Source organism: Jhaorihella thermophila (assembly GCF_900108275.1).
Classification (GTDB): domain Bacteria; phylum Pseudomonadota; class Alphaproteobacteria; order Rhodobacterales; family Rhodobacteraceae; genus Jhaorihella; species Jhaorihella thermophila.
In genome coordinates, this window is the sequence record NZ_FNVD01000011.1 from 1 (window position 1) to 15,986 (window position 15,986).

General features: G+C 60.8%; 17 protein-coding genes. 8 read left to right on the forward strand and 9 right to left on the reverse strand.

Features of this window, described 5'->3' with window-relative positions; translation table 11 throughout:
* Nucleotides 1-436: 436 nt before the first annotated feature.
* Complete coding sequence (tuf, locus tag C4S70_RS12950) at nucleotides 437-1,612, forward strand: elongation factor Tu (RefSeq protein ID WP_104008538.1); 1,176 nt, start codon at nucleotides 437-439, stop codon at nucleotides 1,610-1,612.
* Nucleotides 1,613-1,887: 275 nt separating this feature from the next.
* Here tuf and C4S70_RS12955 read toward each other — a convergent pair whose 3' ends face one another.
* The 5 genes from C4S70_RS12955 to C4S70_RS12975 all read right to left on the reverse strand — a co-directional run bounded on the left by C4S70_RS12955 (nucleotide 1,888) and on the right by C4S70_RS12975 (nucleotide 6,535).
* On the reverse strand, nucleotides 1,888-4,071 hold the full coding sequence (locus C4S70_RS12955; protein WP_104008539.1) for a hypothetical protein: 2,184 nt from the start codon (nucleotides 4,069-4,071) through the stop codon (nucleotides 1,888-1,890).
* Nucleotides 4,068-4,937, reverse strand: a complete 870-nt coding sequence (gene motA / locus C4S70_RS12960; protein WP_104008540.1) for a flagellar motor stator protein MotA — start codon at nucleotides 4,935-4,937, stop codon at nucleotides 4,068-4,070. The genes C4S70_RS12955 and motA overlap by 4 nt, the downstream gene beginning before the upstream one ends.
* Nucleotides 4,938-4,999: 62 nt before the next feature.
* On the reverse strand, nucleotides 5,000-5,614 hold the full coding sequence (locus tag C4S70_RS18665) for a MotE family protein (RefSeq protein ID WP_104008626.1): 615 nt from the start codon (nucleotides 5,612-5,614) through the stop codon (nucleotides 5,000-5,002).
* 10 nt (nucleotides 5,615-5,624) lie between these two features.
* A complete protein-coding gene (locus tag C4S70_RS12970; protein WP_104008541.1) occupies nucleotides 5,625-6,014 on the reverse strand; it encodes a hypothetical protein in 390 nt (129 codons plus the stop codon).
* Nucleotides 6,015-6,028: 14 nt separating this feature from the next.
* Nucleotides 6,029-6,535 (reverse strand): flagellar basal body-associated FliL family protein, encoded by a 507-nt coding sequence (locus C4S70_RS12975; protein WP_104008542.1) that lies wholly within the window; start codon nucleotides 6,533-6,535, stop codon nucleotides 6,029-6,031.
* A 115-nt stretch (nucleotides 6,536-6,650) separates the two neighbouring features.
* Here C4S70_RS12975 and fliF point away from each other — a divergent pair, with 115 nt between their 5' ends.
* The 6 genes from fliF (at nucleotide 6,651) to C4S70_RS19165 (ending at nucleotide 10,449) form a co-directional block, all read left to right on the forward strand.
* On the forward strand, nucleotides 6,651-8,255 hold the full coding sequence (gene fliF, locus C4S70_RS12980; protein WP_104008627.1) for a flagellar basal-body MS-ring/collar protein FliF: 1,605 nt from the start codon (nucleotides 6,651-6,653) through the stop codon (nucleotides 8,253-8,255).
* Entirely contained in the window at nucleotides 8,252-8,854 is a 603-nt protein-coding gene (locus C4S70_RS12985) for an ABC transporter ATP-binding protein (RefSeq protein ID WP_104008543.1), read from the forward strand. Before fliF ends, C4S70_RS12985 begins: the two co-directional genes overlap by 4 nt.
* Complete coding sequence (locus tag C4S70_RS12990; RefSeq protein WP_104008544.1) at nucleotides 8,847-9,131, forward strand: FliM/FliN family flagellar motor switch protein; 285 nt, start codon at nucleotides 8,847-8,849, stop codon at nucleotides 9,129-9,131. The genes C4S70_RS12985 and C4S70_RS12990 overlap by 8 nt, the downstream gene beginning before the upstream one ends.
* A gap of 2 nt (nucleotides 9,132-9,133) precedes the next feature.
* A complete protein-coding gene (gene fliP / locus C4S70_RS12995; RefSeq protein WP_104008545.1) occupies nucleotides 9,134-9,871 on the forward strand; it encodes a flagellar type III secretion system pore protein FliP in 738 nt (245 codons plus the stop codon).
* Nucleotides 9,872-9,942: 71 nt separating this feature from the next.
* Nucleotides 9,943-10,239, forward strand: coding sequence for a hypothetical protein (locus C4S70_RS19160; RefSeq protein WP_235003830.1), 297 nt, complete (start codon nucleotides 9,943-9,945; stop codon nucleotides 10,237-10,239).
* Between the two features lie 36 nt (nucleotides 10,240-10,275).
* Nucleotides 10,276-10,449 (forward strand): hypothetical protein, encoded by a 174-nt coding sequence (locus C4S70_RS19165; RefSeq protein ID WP_235003831.1) that lies wholly within the window; start codon nucleotides 10,276-10,278, stop codon nucleotides 10,447-10,449.
* 17 nt (nucleotides 10,450-10,466) lie between these two features.
* Here the strand turns inward: C4S70_RS19165 and C4S70_RS13005 are convergent, their stop codons facing one another.
* On the reverse strand, nucleotides 10,467-11,096 hold the full coding sequence (locus tag C4S70_RS13005; RefSeq protein WP_104008546.1) for a ribonuclease T2 family protein: 630 nt from the start codon (nucleotides 11,094-11,096) through the stop codon (nucleotides 10,467-10,469).
* A 133-nt stretch (nucleotides 11,097-11,229) separates the two neighbouring features.
* On the opposite strand from C4S70_RS13005, the gene C4S70_RS13010 reads away from it, so the two are divergent.
* On the forward strand, nucleotides 11,230-11,991 hold the full coding sequence (locus C4S70_RS13010) for a DUF1013 domain-containing protein (protein WP_104008547.1): 762 nt from the start codon (nucleotides 11,230-11,232) through the stop codon (nucleotides 11,989-11,991).
* 72 nt (nucleotides 11,992-12,063) lie between these two features.
* Here the strand turns inward: C4S70_RS13010 and paaZ are convergent, their stop codons facing one another.
* Genes paaZ through C4S70_RS13025 form a run of 3 tightly spaced genes read right to left on the reverse strand, consistent with a single transcriptional unit; the run spans nucleotide 12,064 to nucleotide 15,986 of the window.
* The gene (paaZ, locus tag C4S70_RS13015) at nucleotides 12,064-14,094 is read right to left on the reverse strand and encodes a phenylacetic acid degradation bifunctional protein PaaZ (RefSeq protein WP_104008548.1); all 2,031 of its coding nucleotides are present in this window, start codon (nucleotides 14,092-14,094) and stop codon (nucleotides 12,064-12,066) included.
* Between the two features lie 36 nt (nucleotides 14,095-14,130).
* The gene (locus C4S70_RS13020) at nucleotides 14,131-15,483 is read right to left on the reverse strand and encodes a TRAP transporter large permease (RefSeq protein WP_104008549.1); all 1,353 of its coding nucleotides are present in this window, start codon (nucleotides 15,481-15,483) and stop codon (nucleotides 14,131-14,133) included.
* Nucleotides 15,480-15,986, reverse strand: coding sequence for a TRAP transporter small permease (locus C4S70_RS13025; RefSeq protein ID WP_104008550.1), 507 nt, complete (start codon nucleotides 15,984-15,986; stop codon nucleotides 15,480-15,482). Before C4S70_RS13025 ends, C4S70_RS13020 begins: the two co-directional genes overlap by 4 nt.

Below are 15,986 nucleotides of genomic sequence, written 5' to 3' on the forward strand. Positions count from 1 at the left end.
CAGCTCAGCGACCGTCTGCTCACCCTTCAGCGCCTCAAGCGCTACCTTCGCCTTGAACTCCGGCGAATGCTGCTTCCGTTTCGACATCTCTGATCCCCTCTTCGTCGAAGATCAGCAGACAGCAATTTGTAGCCTACGTCAGCGTCCGATTTTCGGGGAGTAGCTCACCTCCCCACCGGATCGCCGAATTCAACCCGCTGATCGACGCCTTCGCCCACCGATACAACACCCACCGCCCCCACGATGTTCTTGGCCAGAAACCAACCCTGCATTACCTCTGCCACCACGATTCGGCGGACCCCCTCAAAGCCGCCCGCGCGTCTCGGATGTCTTGAGCCTGTACACACGCTTGATTTTCGCCGCCGAACCAAATATGTCGCGCGCGCAGAGGTAAACCGGGTCGCGTGACCCCCGAACGTCAAAAGGGTGCCCAAGGATGGCAAAGGAAAAGTTTGAGCGGACGAAACCGCATGTGAACATTGGCACGATCGGCCACGTTGACCACGGCAAGACGACGCTGACGGCAGCGATCACGAAGTACTACGGCGAATTCAAGGCCTATGACCAGATCGACGGCGCGCCGGAAGAGAAGGCCCGCGGGATCACGATCTCGACCGCGCATGTGGAATACGAGACCGAGAACCGCCACTATGCGCATGTGGACTGCCCCGGCCACGCCGACTACGTGAAGAACATGATCACGGGTGCGGCGCAGATGGACGGCGCGATCCTGGTGGTTTCGGCCGCCGACGGCCCGATGCCGCAGACCCGCGAACACATCCTGCTGGCCCGTCAGGTCGGCGTTCCGGCGCTGGTCGTCTACATGAACAAGGTCGATCAGGTGGACGACGAGGAACTGCTGGAACTGGTGGAGATGGAAATCCGCGAGCTGCTGAGTTCGTATGAATTCCCCGGCGACGACATTCCGATCATCAAGGGTTCGGCGCTGGCCGCTCTGGAAGGCCGCGATCCGGAAATCGGCGAGAACTCGATCCGCGAGCTGATGAAGGCGGTGGACGAATACATCCCGACCCCGACGCGTGCGGTGGATCAGCCGTTCCTGATGCCGATCGAGGACGTGTTCTCGATCTCGGGCCGCGGCACGGTTGTGACCGGCCGGGTCGAGCGTGGCGTGATCAACGTGGGCGACGAGGTCGAGATCGTGGGCATCCGCCCGACGCAGAAGACCACGGTGACCGGCGTGGAGATGTTCCGCAAGCTGCTGGACCGCGGCGAGGCGGGCGACAACATCGGCGCGCTGCTGCGCGGCATCGGCCGGGACGAGGTCGAGCGCGGCCAGGTTCTGTGCAAGCCGGGTTCGGTGACCCCGCACACCAAGTTCGAGGCCGAGGCCTACATCCTGACCAAGGAAGAGGGTGGCCGTCACACGCCGTTCTTTGCCAACTACCGTCCGCAGTTCTACTTCCGGACCACGGACGTGACTGGCACGGTTCAGCTGCCGGAAGGCACCGAGATGGTGATGCCGGGCGACAACGTGTCCTTCGGCGTCGAACTGATCGCGCCGATCGCGATGGAAGAGGGCCTGCGCTTCGCCATCCGCGAAGGCGGCCGCACCGTCGGCGCCGGCGTCGTCTCGAAAATCATCGAGTAATTGCTGTAACATGCATGGGGCCGGTTTTGATACCGGGTCCGGGCTAGACAAGGAACCCCGTCGCTCTGCGGCGGGGTTCCTGATTCTCATGCAAGTCATGCAAGCCCAGGCTTCAAACGGTGACTGTCACCGGATTGGTGGTGTGCCGGAAACCGCCCACCTTGTGACCGCCTGCCGGCATGATGGCCCAGAACACGCGCCCGGAAACCCGTTAGCCAATCCCAGCATCGGCTGTCGCAGCGCGCCGAGAAGCGAAGATCTGCATGGATCCTTGCTCACCAGTTCTCAGCCACATCTCCTGTGATTGCACGCAAGTTTTCTCGAAGCAAAGCACTTTGCCGCAACAATCGCCTGGCATGCGCCAAGGGGGGAAGCTGCCCGAATTCAGAAACGCCGTTTTGGCGGTCGAAGTCTGTGGGAGCCGGCTGAAGTCGATCTGCACCGCCGGTGGGAGAGTAAGAGGACTCCGGGTTTCCCGCACCGAATTCGCGACCGGCTTGGGTGACCGATCCATAGCTCCCCTTCTGCTCTTGTGCCGGGGGGGGCGCTCTTCGAGGATCCGCGTAATCCTCTTGCGCCACGTCACGCGGGTCGGAATTTTCGTCCGGTGGTTCGGCAACCGCCAGTTTGCGGGCCTCGCCGTCAAGGCCAAGACTCGCCAGTCGATCCGCCATCGAGTGTCGCAAGGATGCCGGGAGCGCGGCAACTTGAAGACTTGTTAACGGAAGCGCGTGCTGCAAGAAATCTATGTCATCGGCCCTTTGAACGAGAAGCGTCAAGACCTGTAGCTGCGCATCTGTGAAGTTATTCAGTTTTTTGACTGTTGGTTGATCCAGTCCGACAACGCGCATGGCCGCGGGAAAGTCACCGGCAAGTGAGAGCGCGACCGCCTGAGTCCGAAGAAGTTCCGGCTCAAGCGTGCTGCCCCTGAATTCGACAACAAATGAAGACACCAGGTCCACGAGTTCCCTTGAAACAGGTCTGGCCGAATGCCTGTTCTGCTCAATCAATTCCATTACGGCACTGGCCGCGGACAATGCGTTTGTCCGTTCGTTTCCTTCCAACCCGGCGTGGTCGAAAAGCTCTGTGCTTTCAGTGCCGAGAAACCTTGCATGCGGCGCGGGTATCACGCCTTTATCCGGAGCATGTTTCAACATACGGGCAACGACGCCGGCTGCCGTTTCCTCTCCTCCATCCTTGAGACGTGTTGCAATGGTGGACCCAAGAACTTCACGAAGGTGCACTGGAAGCTTGGAAAATGCCTGAAGGACTGCCTTGGTGTTGATTTTGGAGTCCTTGTTGACCGTGGCTATGGTGGCCCACATAGCTGACACGCTGTTGCAGTTTGTCTGACCCGCAAAATAATCACCGCGCGCATTTGTATCCTGAAGCAGCTCGGCGATCGCAAGAATTGCCTCTACAATTGAATCATCGTCAGGCAACCGCTCAACAATTCTGGCGGCTTCCTCGCCCAAGCCCCAAAATAAAAAGATTCGAGCCAGATCGATCGCTGCACTCTTGGAAATTTCTCCTGACTGGGAAAAAAGCGCAGGCAGGCGGGATCCGATCTGTGCACTGAAATCTTCTGGCGCGCCCCAAGATGCGATATCGACAAGGTGCGCACCTCCACACCTTGTTTTCTCGGCTTGCTCGAATGGGGCAATGTCAGTCTGCCGGGCGGATTTCACGGACAGATGCGTGCCAGCCGTATTGAACGGCTCGAGCTCGAGATGGGTCTTACTGGCCTGCATGTTTGCCGAATGAATCGGGTTGTCCTTGGGGGCAGGCGGCCGGGTCCGATTCCTCGCATTCTCCGCAGATGAGCGGGAAAGCAGGCCGACCGCCGCCCCGGCCTCGATGTGTTGCCGCAAGTTGCGCCGCCAAACCTTGGCCAAGCCCAATTCGGTCAAAATTGATTCGATCGTGGAGCCTTCACGCGAGTTTCGTGAAATTTCACTGCGGGCGTACTCCGGACTTGGGTGCTTGGGGGCATGCGATTCAGAGTCTTCTGGGGCGGGACCTTCACGGGAAGCGAGAAACCTGTAGGCCGGAGTATTCTGGGGGAGAACTCTGTAAAAGGACGGCTGAGGAGGCCTGGAGGTCTGGTCCTTTATGTCAACAACCAGATAGTTGCCCGATTCCACGAAACTCGAGACCGTGCACGTGCAGGCCAAATCCAGAATCAGGCCACCGCTTTGCTCGAGTTCACGGATACCGGAGATTCTGTCTTTCGAGATTTTCCGGAAAACTTGCGAAGTATCGAATTTGGCGTCGTTGGAAAGAATCCGGATTTCCACCGAGCGATGCTTTTCGGTGACATCCCATACCGCGCCTGAAGGGAGTGGGAGAACCAATCGCGTAAACCCGTCGTGTTCCCCCGACTGAACCTTCAGGCCGGCAGCGGCTGCGAATGTCGGAAACAGCAAAGCAACCAGGATTCTGACAGCGAGTTTGGTCATGATGCAGCTTGCTTGATCGCCTTGAGAGCTTCTTCGACTTCGGCGAAACTGGGTCTGACATGCGCCGGGGCGTTTTGCCGTCCGACTTCGACACACATGGGCGGTGCGTGATTGTGTAGATTCGCGACCAGCACTTCCCTGATCAGATCATAAAAGTGACTGTCTTCTTCGGTGACGGCTCGAACCTTTACGGCAAAGGGTCCAACAAACCCGTAAGCCAGAAACACGCCCAAGAAGGTTCCCACGAGTGCGCCGCCGATAAGCTTTCCGAGAACTTCGGGAGGTTGATCGATGGATCCCATTGTCTTGATGACGCCAAGAACCGCGGCGACGATTCCGAGGGCAGGCAGCGCGTCTGCCAGAGTTTGAAGCGCATGGCTGGAGTGCAAGGCATGCTGGCGCGAACTCTCCATACGTTTATTGAGTATCTCTTCGACTTGCATCGGGTCGTCATAGTTCATTGACGCAGATCTCAGCGTATCGCAGATCAGATCGATTGCTTCTCGGTCCGATTGGATTTTCGGATATTGTCCGAAAATGTCGGATTCACCTGGAGCCTCGATATGACGTTCGATTTCTACGGGGCTCTGCCTTGCAATTCGGATCAACGAGAAAAGCAGGCATAACAGGTCGCGGTAGTCATCCTGCCGCCACTTCGGCCCTTTGAATACTTTCACGATGTCTTTGGCCGTATGTTTTACGACACTGAAATCGTTGCCGATGAGAAATGCACCGATTCCGGCTCCACCAATCATCGCGAGCTCAAATGGCAATGCCTTGATGATGATGGCCATCTTGCCGCCGGCAAGAATGTATCCACCGAAAACCATAATGAAAATCAGTGCGATCCCGACCAATCCGATCATCGTTGCCTCACCTTGTTGACTCCTCTCGCACCCTTGCCCACTGAAAACGTCGAATGTGGGGGTTATCGTTTCGGGACCTTTACGTTTCGTCCCGCCATGACCGCGCTGATCGCGTAAGCAGCCTTCGGGCTCATCCCTGCGAGTATCCCGGCCGCCGTTTCCGGCCGCATCCTCGACAGAAAGCCAGCGGCGAAGAATGGCTCCATTTGCTCGAAGAGGATCGCTGAATCCTTTGGGGGCATTCTTTCGTAAACGCTCACCAAGCGGCCTATGTCCTTTTCGGTCGCGCCATCCGCCTCAGCCAGTGTTGCGCGCAGGGCGCTTTCAGTCTGCTTGAGTTCTGCGAGTTTTGTTTTCAGTTCTCTGGTTGCCGTCTCGAGCTGTTTTTCACGATTGATAACGGCTTGTTCCCGAGCAATCAGATCCCGTTCCTTTTTCTGTAGCGCCTCGAGGACGAGTCGAAGGCTGTCCGGAGTGGGAGTATGAGAAGCAGGCGATGCGGCTTCGCCAACCGGCTCCAATGACGGCTGTGCGTTTTCCGAGAGCGCATTCGAGGTTGCCTCACTCGCGCTTTTCGCCATGGCAGGCACGGCCATCAAGCCAAGCCGCAGGAATGCCGATGACAAGAGCAGAACGGCAGTAACGAGCAGAGCGCGATCCTTGAGTACCGGTTTCATCCGCCAATCCTCAATGGTGTACATCTTCGCCCGAGCGAGAATGGCGCACGAAAATCGGGCCGTTGTCCTCGACGGGCTCTTTTGGGGGTGTCGGCGTGGGCGACGCATCCGAGACGTCGGCGATGTCGTGCATAGAGGCCATCATGATCTCCAGCCGCTGGGCCGCCGCCTCTGCGCGCTTGGTCAGGTCCTCGATCGATTCCCAGGAGTTTTCGGCTGCCTGTTTGGCCTCTACGAGAGACTTCTGCAGGTCGTTCACCTGCGAAGACAGGACTGCAACCGCCCCTCCAACGCCTCTTTCAAGGTCGTTGAAGCGTTTCAGGCGGCGTGCGAGCACCAAGCAGTATAGCCCTGCTCCGATCGCGCCGGCGGCCAGAAAGATATTCGCGACGAGTTCCACAAGAATGCCTCCTGCTAGTTCACGACAAATTCAACGATTAGAAGGTTCCGTGCCGTTTTGCCGTCGCCCAGCAGATTGATACGCCGCAGCAGCTGCGAGCGAATGCGAAGCAGGGCCAGCGGGTCTTCCAGATCGCGGGGTTCAAGCGCCCTGAGGTAACCGTTCAGCATGTCCAGGATCCGCGGCATGACATGACGGAACGTTTCCGCATCCTCGGGGTTTACCTCGAGTTCAGCGCGAAACTTCAGATGCATACGCTCGCGCCCGTAACCTATCGAAACCACCATTGGGTCAATCGACACAAATTCGGTTTCGGGCGGTGCTGCATCTTCCTCGTGCGATGACATGCCGGATTCGTGAGTTGCGGCTGTTGCATGCGGCTTGCCGACAGGCAGAATGCCGGCCCGGACGGCAAAAAAGCCCCCCGTGCCCCCCATTGCGGCCAGAACGAGGCTGAGAATCAACCCGACCGGCAGGGTCGTTCTGGGTTTGTCTTCCGTAACAGTTTCGGTCGCTGACATCGCTTTCCCCGTTCCATGGTGGGGTCTTGATACCCCGTCAGAGACTAACCGAATGTTAATCCGGTTCCGTCAGACAGAGGCTGAGCGGCAGGAAGCCGGACTGACGGAGGAAAGCGTGGAACAGATCAGCAAGGTCTGGAATGGACTCGAAACGCGAAAGCGGGTGATGCTTGTCGCAGCCGTTCTGGCAACGGTGGCCAGCATGGCGTTGCTTGCCACTATCGTTTCTGCGCCGCGAATGAAGCTTCTCTTCGCCGGGCTGGACGGGGCAGCGGCAGCTCATGTTGTCGCTGCGCTGGAACAAAAGGGTGTCGAGTTCGAAGTTCGGGGCAATTCGGTCTATGTCCCTGCCGGGGTTCGGGATGAATTGCGAATGACGTTGGCTGGCGAGGGCCTGCCGGCAAACGGCGAAAAGGGATACGAGCTGCTGGATTCCCTCAGCGGATTTGGCACCACGTCGCAGATGTTCGATGCCGCGTATTGGCGCGCGCAGGAAGGCGAACTGGCGCGAACCATTATGGCGGGGCGGAACATTGCCAGAGCCCGCGTTCATATTGCCCATGACAGGTCCGGGGGATTTCGAAGGGACGCCAAGCCGACGGCGTCCGTATCCGTGGTGCCCGCGATCGGATCGATTTCGGTGGCGCAGGCGGATGCGATTCGGCACCTGGTATCCGCGGCTGTTCCGGGAATGAATGCCGATGATGTCGCGGTAATCGACGCCAACGGTGTGCTGATCGGGCAGGATGGGGAAAGCAAGGCCGGGCAGCAGGGAGAAGAACGCGCAGCCCGCCTGCGGGAAAGAGTTCTCAGGTTGGTCGAGGCCAGGGTCGGGCCTGGAAACGCGGTAGTCGAAGTAAGTGTCGAGACGGTTACCGAGCAGCGATCGGTGCGCGAACGGCGGATTGATCCGGACAGCCGCGTGGCCATCAGCAAGGATGTCGAGGAAACCTCTGACTCCTCGACATCCAAGCCTGCTCCGGTCACCGTCGCCTCGAATCTTCCTGATGGAGAGGCATCCGGGGGCGGGGCGGGGTCAGAACAAGCATCAACGAGCCGGGAACGGGTGAATTACGAGATATCTCAAACAGAGGTGGAGGTTCTCCAGCACCCGGGCGACGTACGCCGATTGACGGTTGCGGTGCTCGTGAATGGCATCAGATCGAAGGGGCCTGATGGATCTCTGGAATTTCGGCCGCGCCCGGACGAGGAACTGGCGGCCTTGCGCGAGCTTGTAGCCGCGGCAGTGGGTTTCGACGAAGCAAGGGGCGACGTCATAACAATCCGTTCCATGGAAATGCCTGCGGTCGATTTGCCGGAAATGACCCCTTCCGTGTCATGGTTCGATCGCTTGAACATAGATGTTACGCAAATCGTACAAGCTGCGGCACTGGCCATCGTGGCGTTGATCTTGGGGCTGTTCGTCATCAGGCCCCTGTTGCTGGCTGACAGGCGCGCAGCAGAGCAACTCACTGGCTTGCCCGCTGCCATCCCCAACGATCCGGCCAACGCATTGCCGGTTCTGAGTGGAGAAATCGACGACACGAGTGACGGAGGAATGTTGAGCGAGACCGGCGCTTCACAGGAATCCGATGTGCAGCTGCCGTCGCCGCGCGCCGAGGACGCTGTCGATCGGCTTCGGGCGATGATCGGCGAGCGGCAGGAGGAAACCGTTCAGATCCTTCGCAGCTGGTTGCAGGAAGAAGAGGAAACCGCATGACGGCCGTATCGCGTCTGCTTGAGGACTTCGTGGCCGCGCGGTCGGATGATGTATCTGGTCGCTGGGTGACGGATGATGAATGGGAAGAGCGGCGTCTGTCCGGTTACGAAGAGGGCTACTCTGCGGGATGGGAGGACGCGCTGTCAGCACAGTCAAAATCACAGGCGCTGCTTTGCGAAGCGCTCGGCCAGAGGTTGTGTGATCTGTCCTTCACGTATCACGAAGCCCTGACGCAGATGCTGGCCGCTTTGGAGCCGGTCTTTCAGGCGATTTTCGAAACCGTTCTGCCGAGGGCATGGGCGATGGGCCAGGCCGCCCGTCTGACCGAACTGGCGATGACCATGGCCAGAGAACGGGCGGAAGGCCCGATCGTTCTGACGGTCCCAGAGGGCACGGCAAACACCATTCGACCGGCGTTTGAAAGGGAATATGGTGCCCCTTTCGAGCTGCGCGAAGATCCCGGGCTTGCTCCGGATCAGGCCTGCATTCGGCTCGGCGACGCTGAGCAGTTTGTTGATGGAGAAGCCCTGCTGCGGGCGCTTTCGGACGCAGTGGATGGATTTGTCCTGCAAATGCGAAAGGATGATGAGCATGAGTGACAAGGAACGCTGCGCGGCGGACTTGGCAAACCCGTTTGTTTCGGTTCCGATCGAGATTCTTGTGACCGTCGGCAAGGCGAGGCCCTTGGTTCGAGATCTGATGGGGCTGACCGAGAACTCTGTCCTGACGCTTGATCGCAGAATCGACGATCCGGTCGAGCTCTACGTTGGCGACCGGCTGGTTGCGCGTGGCCAGTTGGAAGAATTGGAAGGGGAAGCGACCGGGCAGTTGGCCGTCCGCCTGACGGAGATCGCGGACCTGCAAAACGGGTTGTAAGGATGCGCCTTCCCGTTACCCTTTTCCTGGCGTTTGTGGTCTGGTTCTCGGCGGGAGATTCTGCAAGCGCGCAGGACATCTCGTTGACGCTTGGTGACGGAGGATCGATTTCGGCGCGGACAATTCAGCTGATTTTTCTGATAACCGTTCTGAGCATTGCACCCGGCATCGCGATCACGATCACCTGTTTTCCGTTCCTGGTGACGGTCATGGCCATTCTTCGTCAGGCGCTCGGCTTGCAGCAATCGCCCCCGAACATGCTCATTGTCAGCCTTGCGCTGTTTCTGACCTACTTCGTGATGGAGCCGGTCTTTACGGACGCTTGGAACAACGGCATATCGCCGATTCTGGATCAGACCGTTGATACGCAAACCGGGATTGAGCGTGCACTGGAACCGTTTCGAGCGTTCATGGCCGGCCGGGTTGATCCTGACACGTTCCGGGAAATGGCCGCTCTTCGTCCCGATGTCGTCGTGCAAAGTCCGGAACCTACGTCTGAGTTGTCGGTCCTGATCCCGAGTTTCCTTCTTTCGGAAATTGCGCGGGCATTTCAGGTCGGGTTCCTTGTTTTCCTGCCGTTTCTGATCATTGATCTTGTGATTGCGGCGATCCTGATGTCGATGGGCATGATGATGGTGCCGCCGGCTATCGTTTCGCTTCCCTTCAAGCTCGCGTTCTTCGTGGTGGCCGATGGCTGGAGCCTTGTCGCAGGCGCGCTGGTGCGAAGCTACACGCCGTGACGCGGTTTGGGCTTGGATTCCCGGTGGGCGGCGCTAACCTGATCCCCGGCGCTGCGACGGAGGCCATGGTCATGCGAAATCTGCTGTCACTTTTTGTTCTTGCCCTGGCGCTGGCCGTGGCGATGGCGGATCGGACACGGGCGCAGCAACTCATCGACAAGGGATTTGTTCACGGCTGGAACCTGATGGTGGATCCCGCCTTTGGCAACGGCTGTCTGATACAGACCGTTTACGAAGACCATTCGGTCGCCCGGCTGGGCTTTGATGCCCTTGAGAAACGCGGATATTTTGCTGTCTACAACATGGCGTGGGGGGATATTGAGGTCGGGCGCAACTATGACGTGACCTTCGATCTGGGCGGTCAGTGATTCGAGGCCGTGGCGACCGGGTTCAGGCAGGGCAGGGTGCCAGGTGGCATCGTGTTCTTCGATGATCGGGATTTTGTCTTTGCCATTGCTAGGCACAAGGTCATGACCGTCTACGGTCAGAAGGGGCAAAAGGTCATGGCGATCGACCTGACGGGAACCGCGAAGGCATTGGAATACGCGCGGAAATGCCAGGATGCGCAAGGCTGGTAGAGGCACGGACCGCGCCGCTACCGGATCGGTTCGAAGATCGCGTCCTTGAGGGCGCATTCGCGTCCCGCGTCTCGCGCACATGGCACAGGCTCGAGGGTTCGGCTCAGACAGACCCGCACTTCTTCGATATGACCGTCGCGGCAGGTGACTGCGATCATCTCGCGGGTCAGACCGGGGTTAGCGCGCAGAAAAGCCTCTTCAATGACTGAGGCGGGCAGTCTTACGGCCCGTTCAAGTTTGCGAAAGATGTCGGGCCTGCGCACCTGCTCGTATGCATGGCGCGACAGAGCAAAATAATCCCCGGCCGACAGGCCCGAGCAGGTGCCGTGCTTTTTCCACTGGTGCCAGGCAAGTCCCGGGCTGCCCATGATATCGGCCATCGCGCGGGTCATGCGGCGTGACGGCGGCGCGTGTGGCGTGCGGCAATAGGCCGGCCAGCCGCGATGATATTGCGGCCACAGCCCGTGCAGGATCCAGCCGTGATCGTGCTGCGCGTCGCACTGGTCGGCCTCTTGTGCGTCGCCGGTCGTGGCGCACCAGTTCGGCGACCAGCTGAGGCTGAGCACATAATAGTCGAACTCACCCGCCCGCTCGCCATCCGCGATCGCGGGCAAGGCGGAGCAAAGCCAGATCAGCAGCCAGCGCATTCGCCTCTTTCCTTATTCGTTCGGGATGACTATATAGCGCGCAAGTTCCCCGACAACGGAAACCCGTTCCGAGGCCCCGCCCGGAACCGCCTGTTCCAGGCGCCGGGGAAGTCATGTGCAAGGAGATATTGGAATGGCCAAGCTGCTTCACCCCAAGGCGACTGCCGTCTGGCTGGTGGACAACACCACGATTAGTTTCAAGCAGATCGCCGATTTCTGCGGCCTGCATGAGCTCGAGGTGCAGGGTATTGCCGATGGCGAGGTGGCCGTCGGCGTGAAAGGTTTCGACCCCATCGCCAACAATCAGCTGACGCAGGAAGAGATCGAGAAGGCGGAAAATAACCCCCTGCACAAGCTCAGGATGAAGCCGAATCCCGCCGCCGAGGGTGAGGAAAAGCGGCGCGGCCCGCGTTATACGCCGCTCAGCAAGCGGCAGGACCGGCCGGCGGCGATCCTGTGGCTGGTCAAGTTCCACCCCGAGCTTTCGGACGGACAGATTTCCAAGCTGATCGGGACCACCAAGACGACAATCCAGGCGATTCGCGACCGGACCCATTGGAACATCGCCAACCTGCAACCGATCGACCCCGTCGCGCTGGGCCTGTGCAAGCAGAGCGAGCTGGACGCCGCCGTGCAGAAGGCGGCCGCCAAGAAGGCCGCCGAGGGGTCGGTGATGACCGACGACGAGCGCCGCAAGCTGGTCAGCACCGAGCAGTCGCTGGACATGCCGGCGGAGCCGAAGATCCCCACCGCGATCGAGGGACTGGAAACCTTCAGCCTGTCGGGGTCGGATGACGACGCGTCCCGGGAGGACGATCCGATCGTGGATGCGGACAGCTTGTTCAACCTGCCCAAAGGCAGCGATGAGGATGAGGACGAAGACCCGCGTTTCTGATCCTTCGCGGGTTTCTCGTGGAAAGCCCCGGCCAGAGACGGCCGGGGCTTTCCTGTTTCCACGGACGGGCCGTCAGAACGCGTTCATGGTCAGAAGCTCGTATTCCGCGACCTGCTCGTCATCCTGATTGGTCAGCGTCACATGCCAGCGCACCTCGCCGTAATCAGCATTTCGGGGGGTCTTCTGCTTGACCGTCAGGCGCACCTTGATGCTGTCGCCGGCGCTCACCGGTTTCATGAAGCGCAGCCCGTCCAGCCCGGTATTGGCCAGCACCGGGCCTTCGTTCGGTTCCACGAACAGCCCGGCGGCAAAGCTGAGCAGCAGATAGCCATGCGCGACGCGGCCGGGGAAGAACGGGTTCCGCTTCGCCGCGTCCTCGTCCATGTGGGCATAGAAGGTATCGCCGGTGAAATGGGCGAAGTGCTCGATGTCGTCCATCGTAATGGTGCGCGCCGCGGTGTGCAGGGTCTCGCCGATCTGCAATTCGCCGAACCGACGGGTGAAAGGGTGGGCGGGGCCCTGGATCTCGGTCGCGCCGGGCACCCACTTGCCGCCGATCGCCGTCAGCATGTCGGGCGAACCCTGCACGGCCGTGCGCTGCATGTAGTGTTTCACGCCACGGATGCCGCCCATTTCCTCGCCGCCGCCGGCCCGGCCGGGGCCGCCGTGCACCATGTGCGGCAGAGGAGAGCCGTGGCCGGTGGATTCCTTCATCGACACGCGGTCGTTGACATAAATCCGGCCATGATACGCCCCCGCCGCCAGCACGGCCGCGCGGGCGACCTGCGGGTCATGGGTGATGACCGAGGCCACCAGCGAGCCCTGTCCGCGATTGGCGATCTGCAGCGCGTGGTCGAGATCGCGATAGCCCATCACCGTTGAGACCGGGCCAAAGGCTTCGGTGTCATGCACGCGCTGCGCGTTGTCAGGATCGGCGCAGTGGAACAGCATCGGCGGCAGAAAGGCACCCTGATCGGCATTCGCGCCGACAACCTCGAAATTCTCGGGATCTCCAAAGACCCGCTCGGCCTCGGTTCCGATGATCGCGGCCTTTTCCAGAACGTCGCGCTTCTGGGCGTTGGACACCAGCGCCCCCATCCGCGTGGTTTCCACCCGGGGATCGCCGATCACCACCTTTCCCAGCCGCGCCGTGATCGCGTCGATCACGGCCTGCACCTGCGTGTCGGGCACGATGATGCGGCGGACGGCGGTGCATTTCTGGCCCGCCTTGACGGTCATCTCGCGCGTGACTTCCTTGATGAGCAGGTCGAATTCGGGCGTGCCCGGCACCGCGTCGGGGCCGAGAATCGAGGCGTTCAAGCTGTCCTGTTCGGCCACGAACCGCACCGAGTTTTCCAGGATGGTCGGGTTCGAGCGCAGCTTGAGCGCTGTATCGGCCGAGCCGGTAAAGCTCACCACATCCTGGCAGGTCAGCCGGTCCAGCATGTCGCCAAGCCCGCCCGCCACGAATTGCAGCGCGCCTTCGGGCAGGAGACCCGAGTCCAGCATCAGCCGCACCGCGTGTTCGGTGACATAGCAGGTGGCCGTAGCCGGTTTCACGATCGCCGGAACGGCTGCCAGTAGCGTCGGCGCCAGTTTCTCCAGCATCCCCCAGACCGGGAAGTTGAAGGCATTGATATGCACCGCCACGCCCTGCAGCGGGGTGCAGACATGCAACCCCCGGAAGGTGCCGCCGCGCGACAGTTGCTCCACATCGCCGTCGATCAGCACATGCCCGTCGGGCATCTCGCGCCGGCCCTTGGAGGAGAACACGAACAGCGTGCCGATGCCACCGTCGATGTCGATCAGGTGGTCATTCTGCGTCGCGCCGGTGTCGAAACTCAGATCGTAGAGTTCCTGCTTGTGTTCGTTCAGGTGCTGGGCCAGCGCCTTGAGCATCCGCGCGCGCTCGTGAAAGGTCATCTTGCGCAAGGAAGGCGCGCCCACGTTGCGGGCGTGATCCAGCATCGCCTGCACGTCCAGTGCGTTGTTGCCCGCAGTGGCGATCACCTCGCCGGTGATGGCGCTTGCGATGTTGCGGGCGCCTTCGCCGGGTGCGATCCACTGCCCGGCGGCATAGCTCGAAATTTCTCGAACGGTCATGGTGTCATCGGTCCTTGTTGATTTCGGGGCGGGGGCTCAGTGGCCCAGGCCGCCCATCTGGTTGGGCAGAAACAGAACCAGCGTCGGCACCAGCACGATCAGTGCGAGCCGGAAGATGTCGGCCACCCAGAACGGGGTCACGCCGCGAAAGATGGTGCCGGTGCTGACATCGCCGACCACGCCCTTGAGGATGAAGACATTGAGCCCCACCGGCGGCGTGATGAGCGAGATCTCGGTCACCACCACCACCACGATGCCGAACCAGATCGGGTCATAGCCCAGCGACGTGACCAGCGGAAAGAAGATCGGCACGGTCAGCAGCAGCATCGACAGGGATTCGAACACGCAGCCCAGGATGATGTAGATGCCCAGGATCATCAGGATCACGACAAAGGGCGCCACGTCATAGGCGGTGACCAGGCCGATCAGCGCCTCGGGCAGGCCGGCGAGGTTGATGAAGTTGGAAAAGATCTGCGCCCCGATCAGGATCGAGAACAGGGCGGCGGCGGTATAGGCGGTTTCCTTCAGCACCTCCAAGGTCGAAGACACCGTCAGCCCGCCCCGGAACAGAGCGATCAGGAAGGCGCCCATCGCGCCCATGCCGGCGGCCTCGGTGGGGGAAAAGGTCAGGTTCAGCGGCTCGAAGTCGAACACGCCGTAAAGCCCGCCGATCACGAGGAAGAACAGCAGCAGCACCGCCCAGACGTCGCCCAGCGCGCGGAAGCGTTCGCCCCAGGGCGCGCGCTCGCCCGCCGGACCGGCGTCCGGGTTCCGCCAGACGGTCCAGCGCACGGCGAACAGATAGAACAGGATTCCCAGCAGGCCGGGTGCGATCCCGGCCATGAACAGCTTGCCGATCGAGGTTTCGGTCAGCAGCCCGTAGATCACCAGGATCACCGAGGGCGGGATCAGGATGCCCAGCGTGCCGCCCGCCGCGATGGACGCGGTCGAAAGCTCGTCGGAATAGCCATAGCGGCGCATCTGCGGCATGGCGACCTTGGACATGGTGGCCGCGGTGGCCAGCGAAGATCCGCAGATCGCCGAGAACCCGCCACAGGCGGCCACCGTCGCCATGGCGATGCCCCCGCGCATGTGGCCCAGAAAGGCGTTCGAGACGTTGTAGAGCTCGCGCGCCATGCCGCCCTTGTTCACGAAGAGCCCCATCAGGATGAACAGCGGCACCACCGACAGGCCGTAATCCTGCGCGGTATCCATGATCTGGCGGCCCACCATGGACATGGCGGCTTTCATCCCGCGTTCGTCGAAGATCGAGCCGCCGCGTTCATAGGCATAGCCCAGCGTGCCCACCAGCCCCATCGCGAACACGATGGGCAGGCGCATCAGCACCAGAACGAGAACGATTGCGAATCCGATCAGGGCTGCGGTCATTGGCTGGCCTCCGAAAGCAGGCGGGGAGCGAACAGGTGGAGCAGGCCGGCCACGATCATCGCGACGGCGGAGATTGCCGTGAACAGCGTGATGAACCAGCCGATATAGAAGGTCGGGATGCCAAGGTATTCGGTGACGTCCCCGTAGTCGCGGGCGCGGTCGGCCAGCACCCAGACCCGCTGAACCGGCCAGTAGAGCATCGCGCCGCTGAGAATCAGGATCAGACCGTCGCGCAGCCGATGCAGCCGGTAGCGCAGAAAGATGCCGTCGGTCAGGTCAACCGCGATATGCCCGCCATTGACGGAAATCACCGGCAGCACCGAGAACACGATGATCGCCATGAAGATCCGCGTCAGCTCGGTTGCCGCCTCGATCGGGGCGTTGAAAACCGACCGCAGGATCACGTCGCAAAAGGTCATGACCATCAGCACGAACAGGGCGATGCAGGCGATGACCACCGGCACGGCGCTGGCGGCTCTGGCCAGTTTCAGCAGGCTTGGCAT

Bases quoted from the DNA above. Each gene is read 5' to 3' on its own strand.
- tuf (WP_104008538.1), top strand. From the start codon at position 437: ATGGCAAAGGAAAAGTTTGAGCGGACGAAACCGCATGTGAACATTGGC.
- C4S70_RS12955 (WP_104008539.1), bottom strand. From the start codon at position 4,071: ATGACCAAACTCGCTGTCAGAATCCTGGTTGCTTTGCTGTTTCCGACA.
- motA (WP_104008540.1), bottom strand. From the start codon at position 4,937: ATGATCGGATTGGTCGGGATCGCACTGATTTTCATTATGGTTTTCGGT.
- C4S70_RS18665 (WP_104008626.1), bottom strand. From the start codon at position 5,614: ATGAAACCGGTACTCAAGGATCGCGCTCTGCTCGTTACTGCCGTTCTG.
- C4S70_RS12975 (WP_104008542.1), bottom strand. From the start codon at position 6,535: ATGTCAGCGACCGAAACTGTTACGGAAGACAAACCCAGAACGACCCTG.
- C4S70_RS12985 (WP_104008543.1), top strand. From the start codon at position 8,252: ATGACGGCCGTATCGCGTCTGCTTGAGGACTTCGTGGCCGCGCGGTCG.
- C4S70_RS12990 (WP_104008544.1), top strand. From the start codon at position 8,847: ATGAGTGACAAGGAACGCTGCGCGGCGGACTTGGCAAACCCGTTTGTT.
- fliP (WP_104008545.1), top strand. From the start codon at position 9,134: ATGCGCCTTCCCGTTACCCTTTTCCTGGCGTTTGTGGTCTGGTTCTCG.
- C4S70_RS19160 (WP_235003830.1), top strand. From the start codon at position 9,943: ATGCGAAATCTGCTGTCACTTTTTGTTCTTGCCCTGGCGCTGGCCGTG.
- C4S70_RS13005 (WP_104008546.1), bottom strand. From the start codon at position 11,096: ATGCGCTGGCTGCTGATCTGGCTTTGCTCCGCCTTGCCCGCGATCGCG.
- C4S70_RS13010 (WP_104008547.1), top strand. From the start codon at position 11,230: ATGGCCAAGCTGCTTCACCCCAAGGCGACTGCCGTCTGGCTGGTGGAC.
- paaZ (WP_104008548.1), bottom strand. From the start codon at position 14,094: ATGACCGTTCGAGAAATTTCGAGCTATGCCGCCGGGCAGTGGATCGCA.
- C4S70_RS13020 (WP_104008549.1), bottom strand. From the start codon at position 15,483: ATGACCGCAGCCCTGATCGGATTCGCAATCGTTCTCGTTCTGGTGCTG.
- C4S70_RS13025 (WP_104008550.1), bottom strand. From the start codon at position 15,986: ATGCCAAGCCTGCTGAAACTGGCCAGAGCCGCCAGCGCCGTGCCGGTG.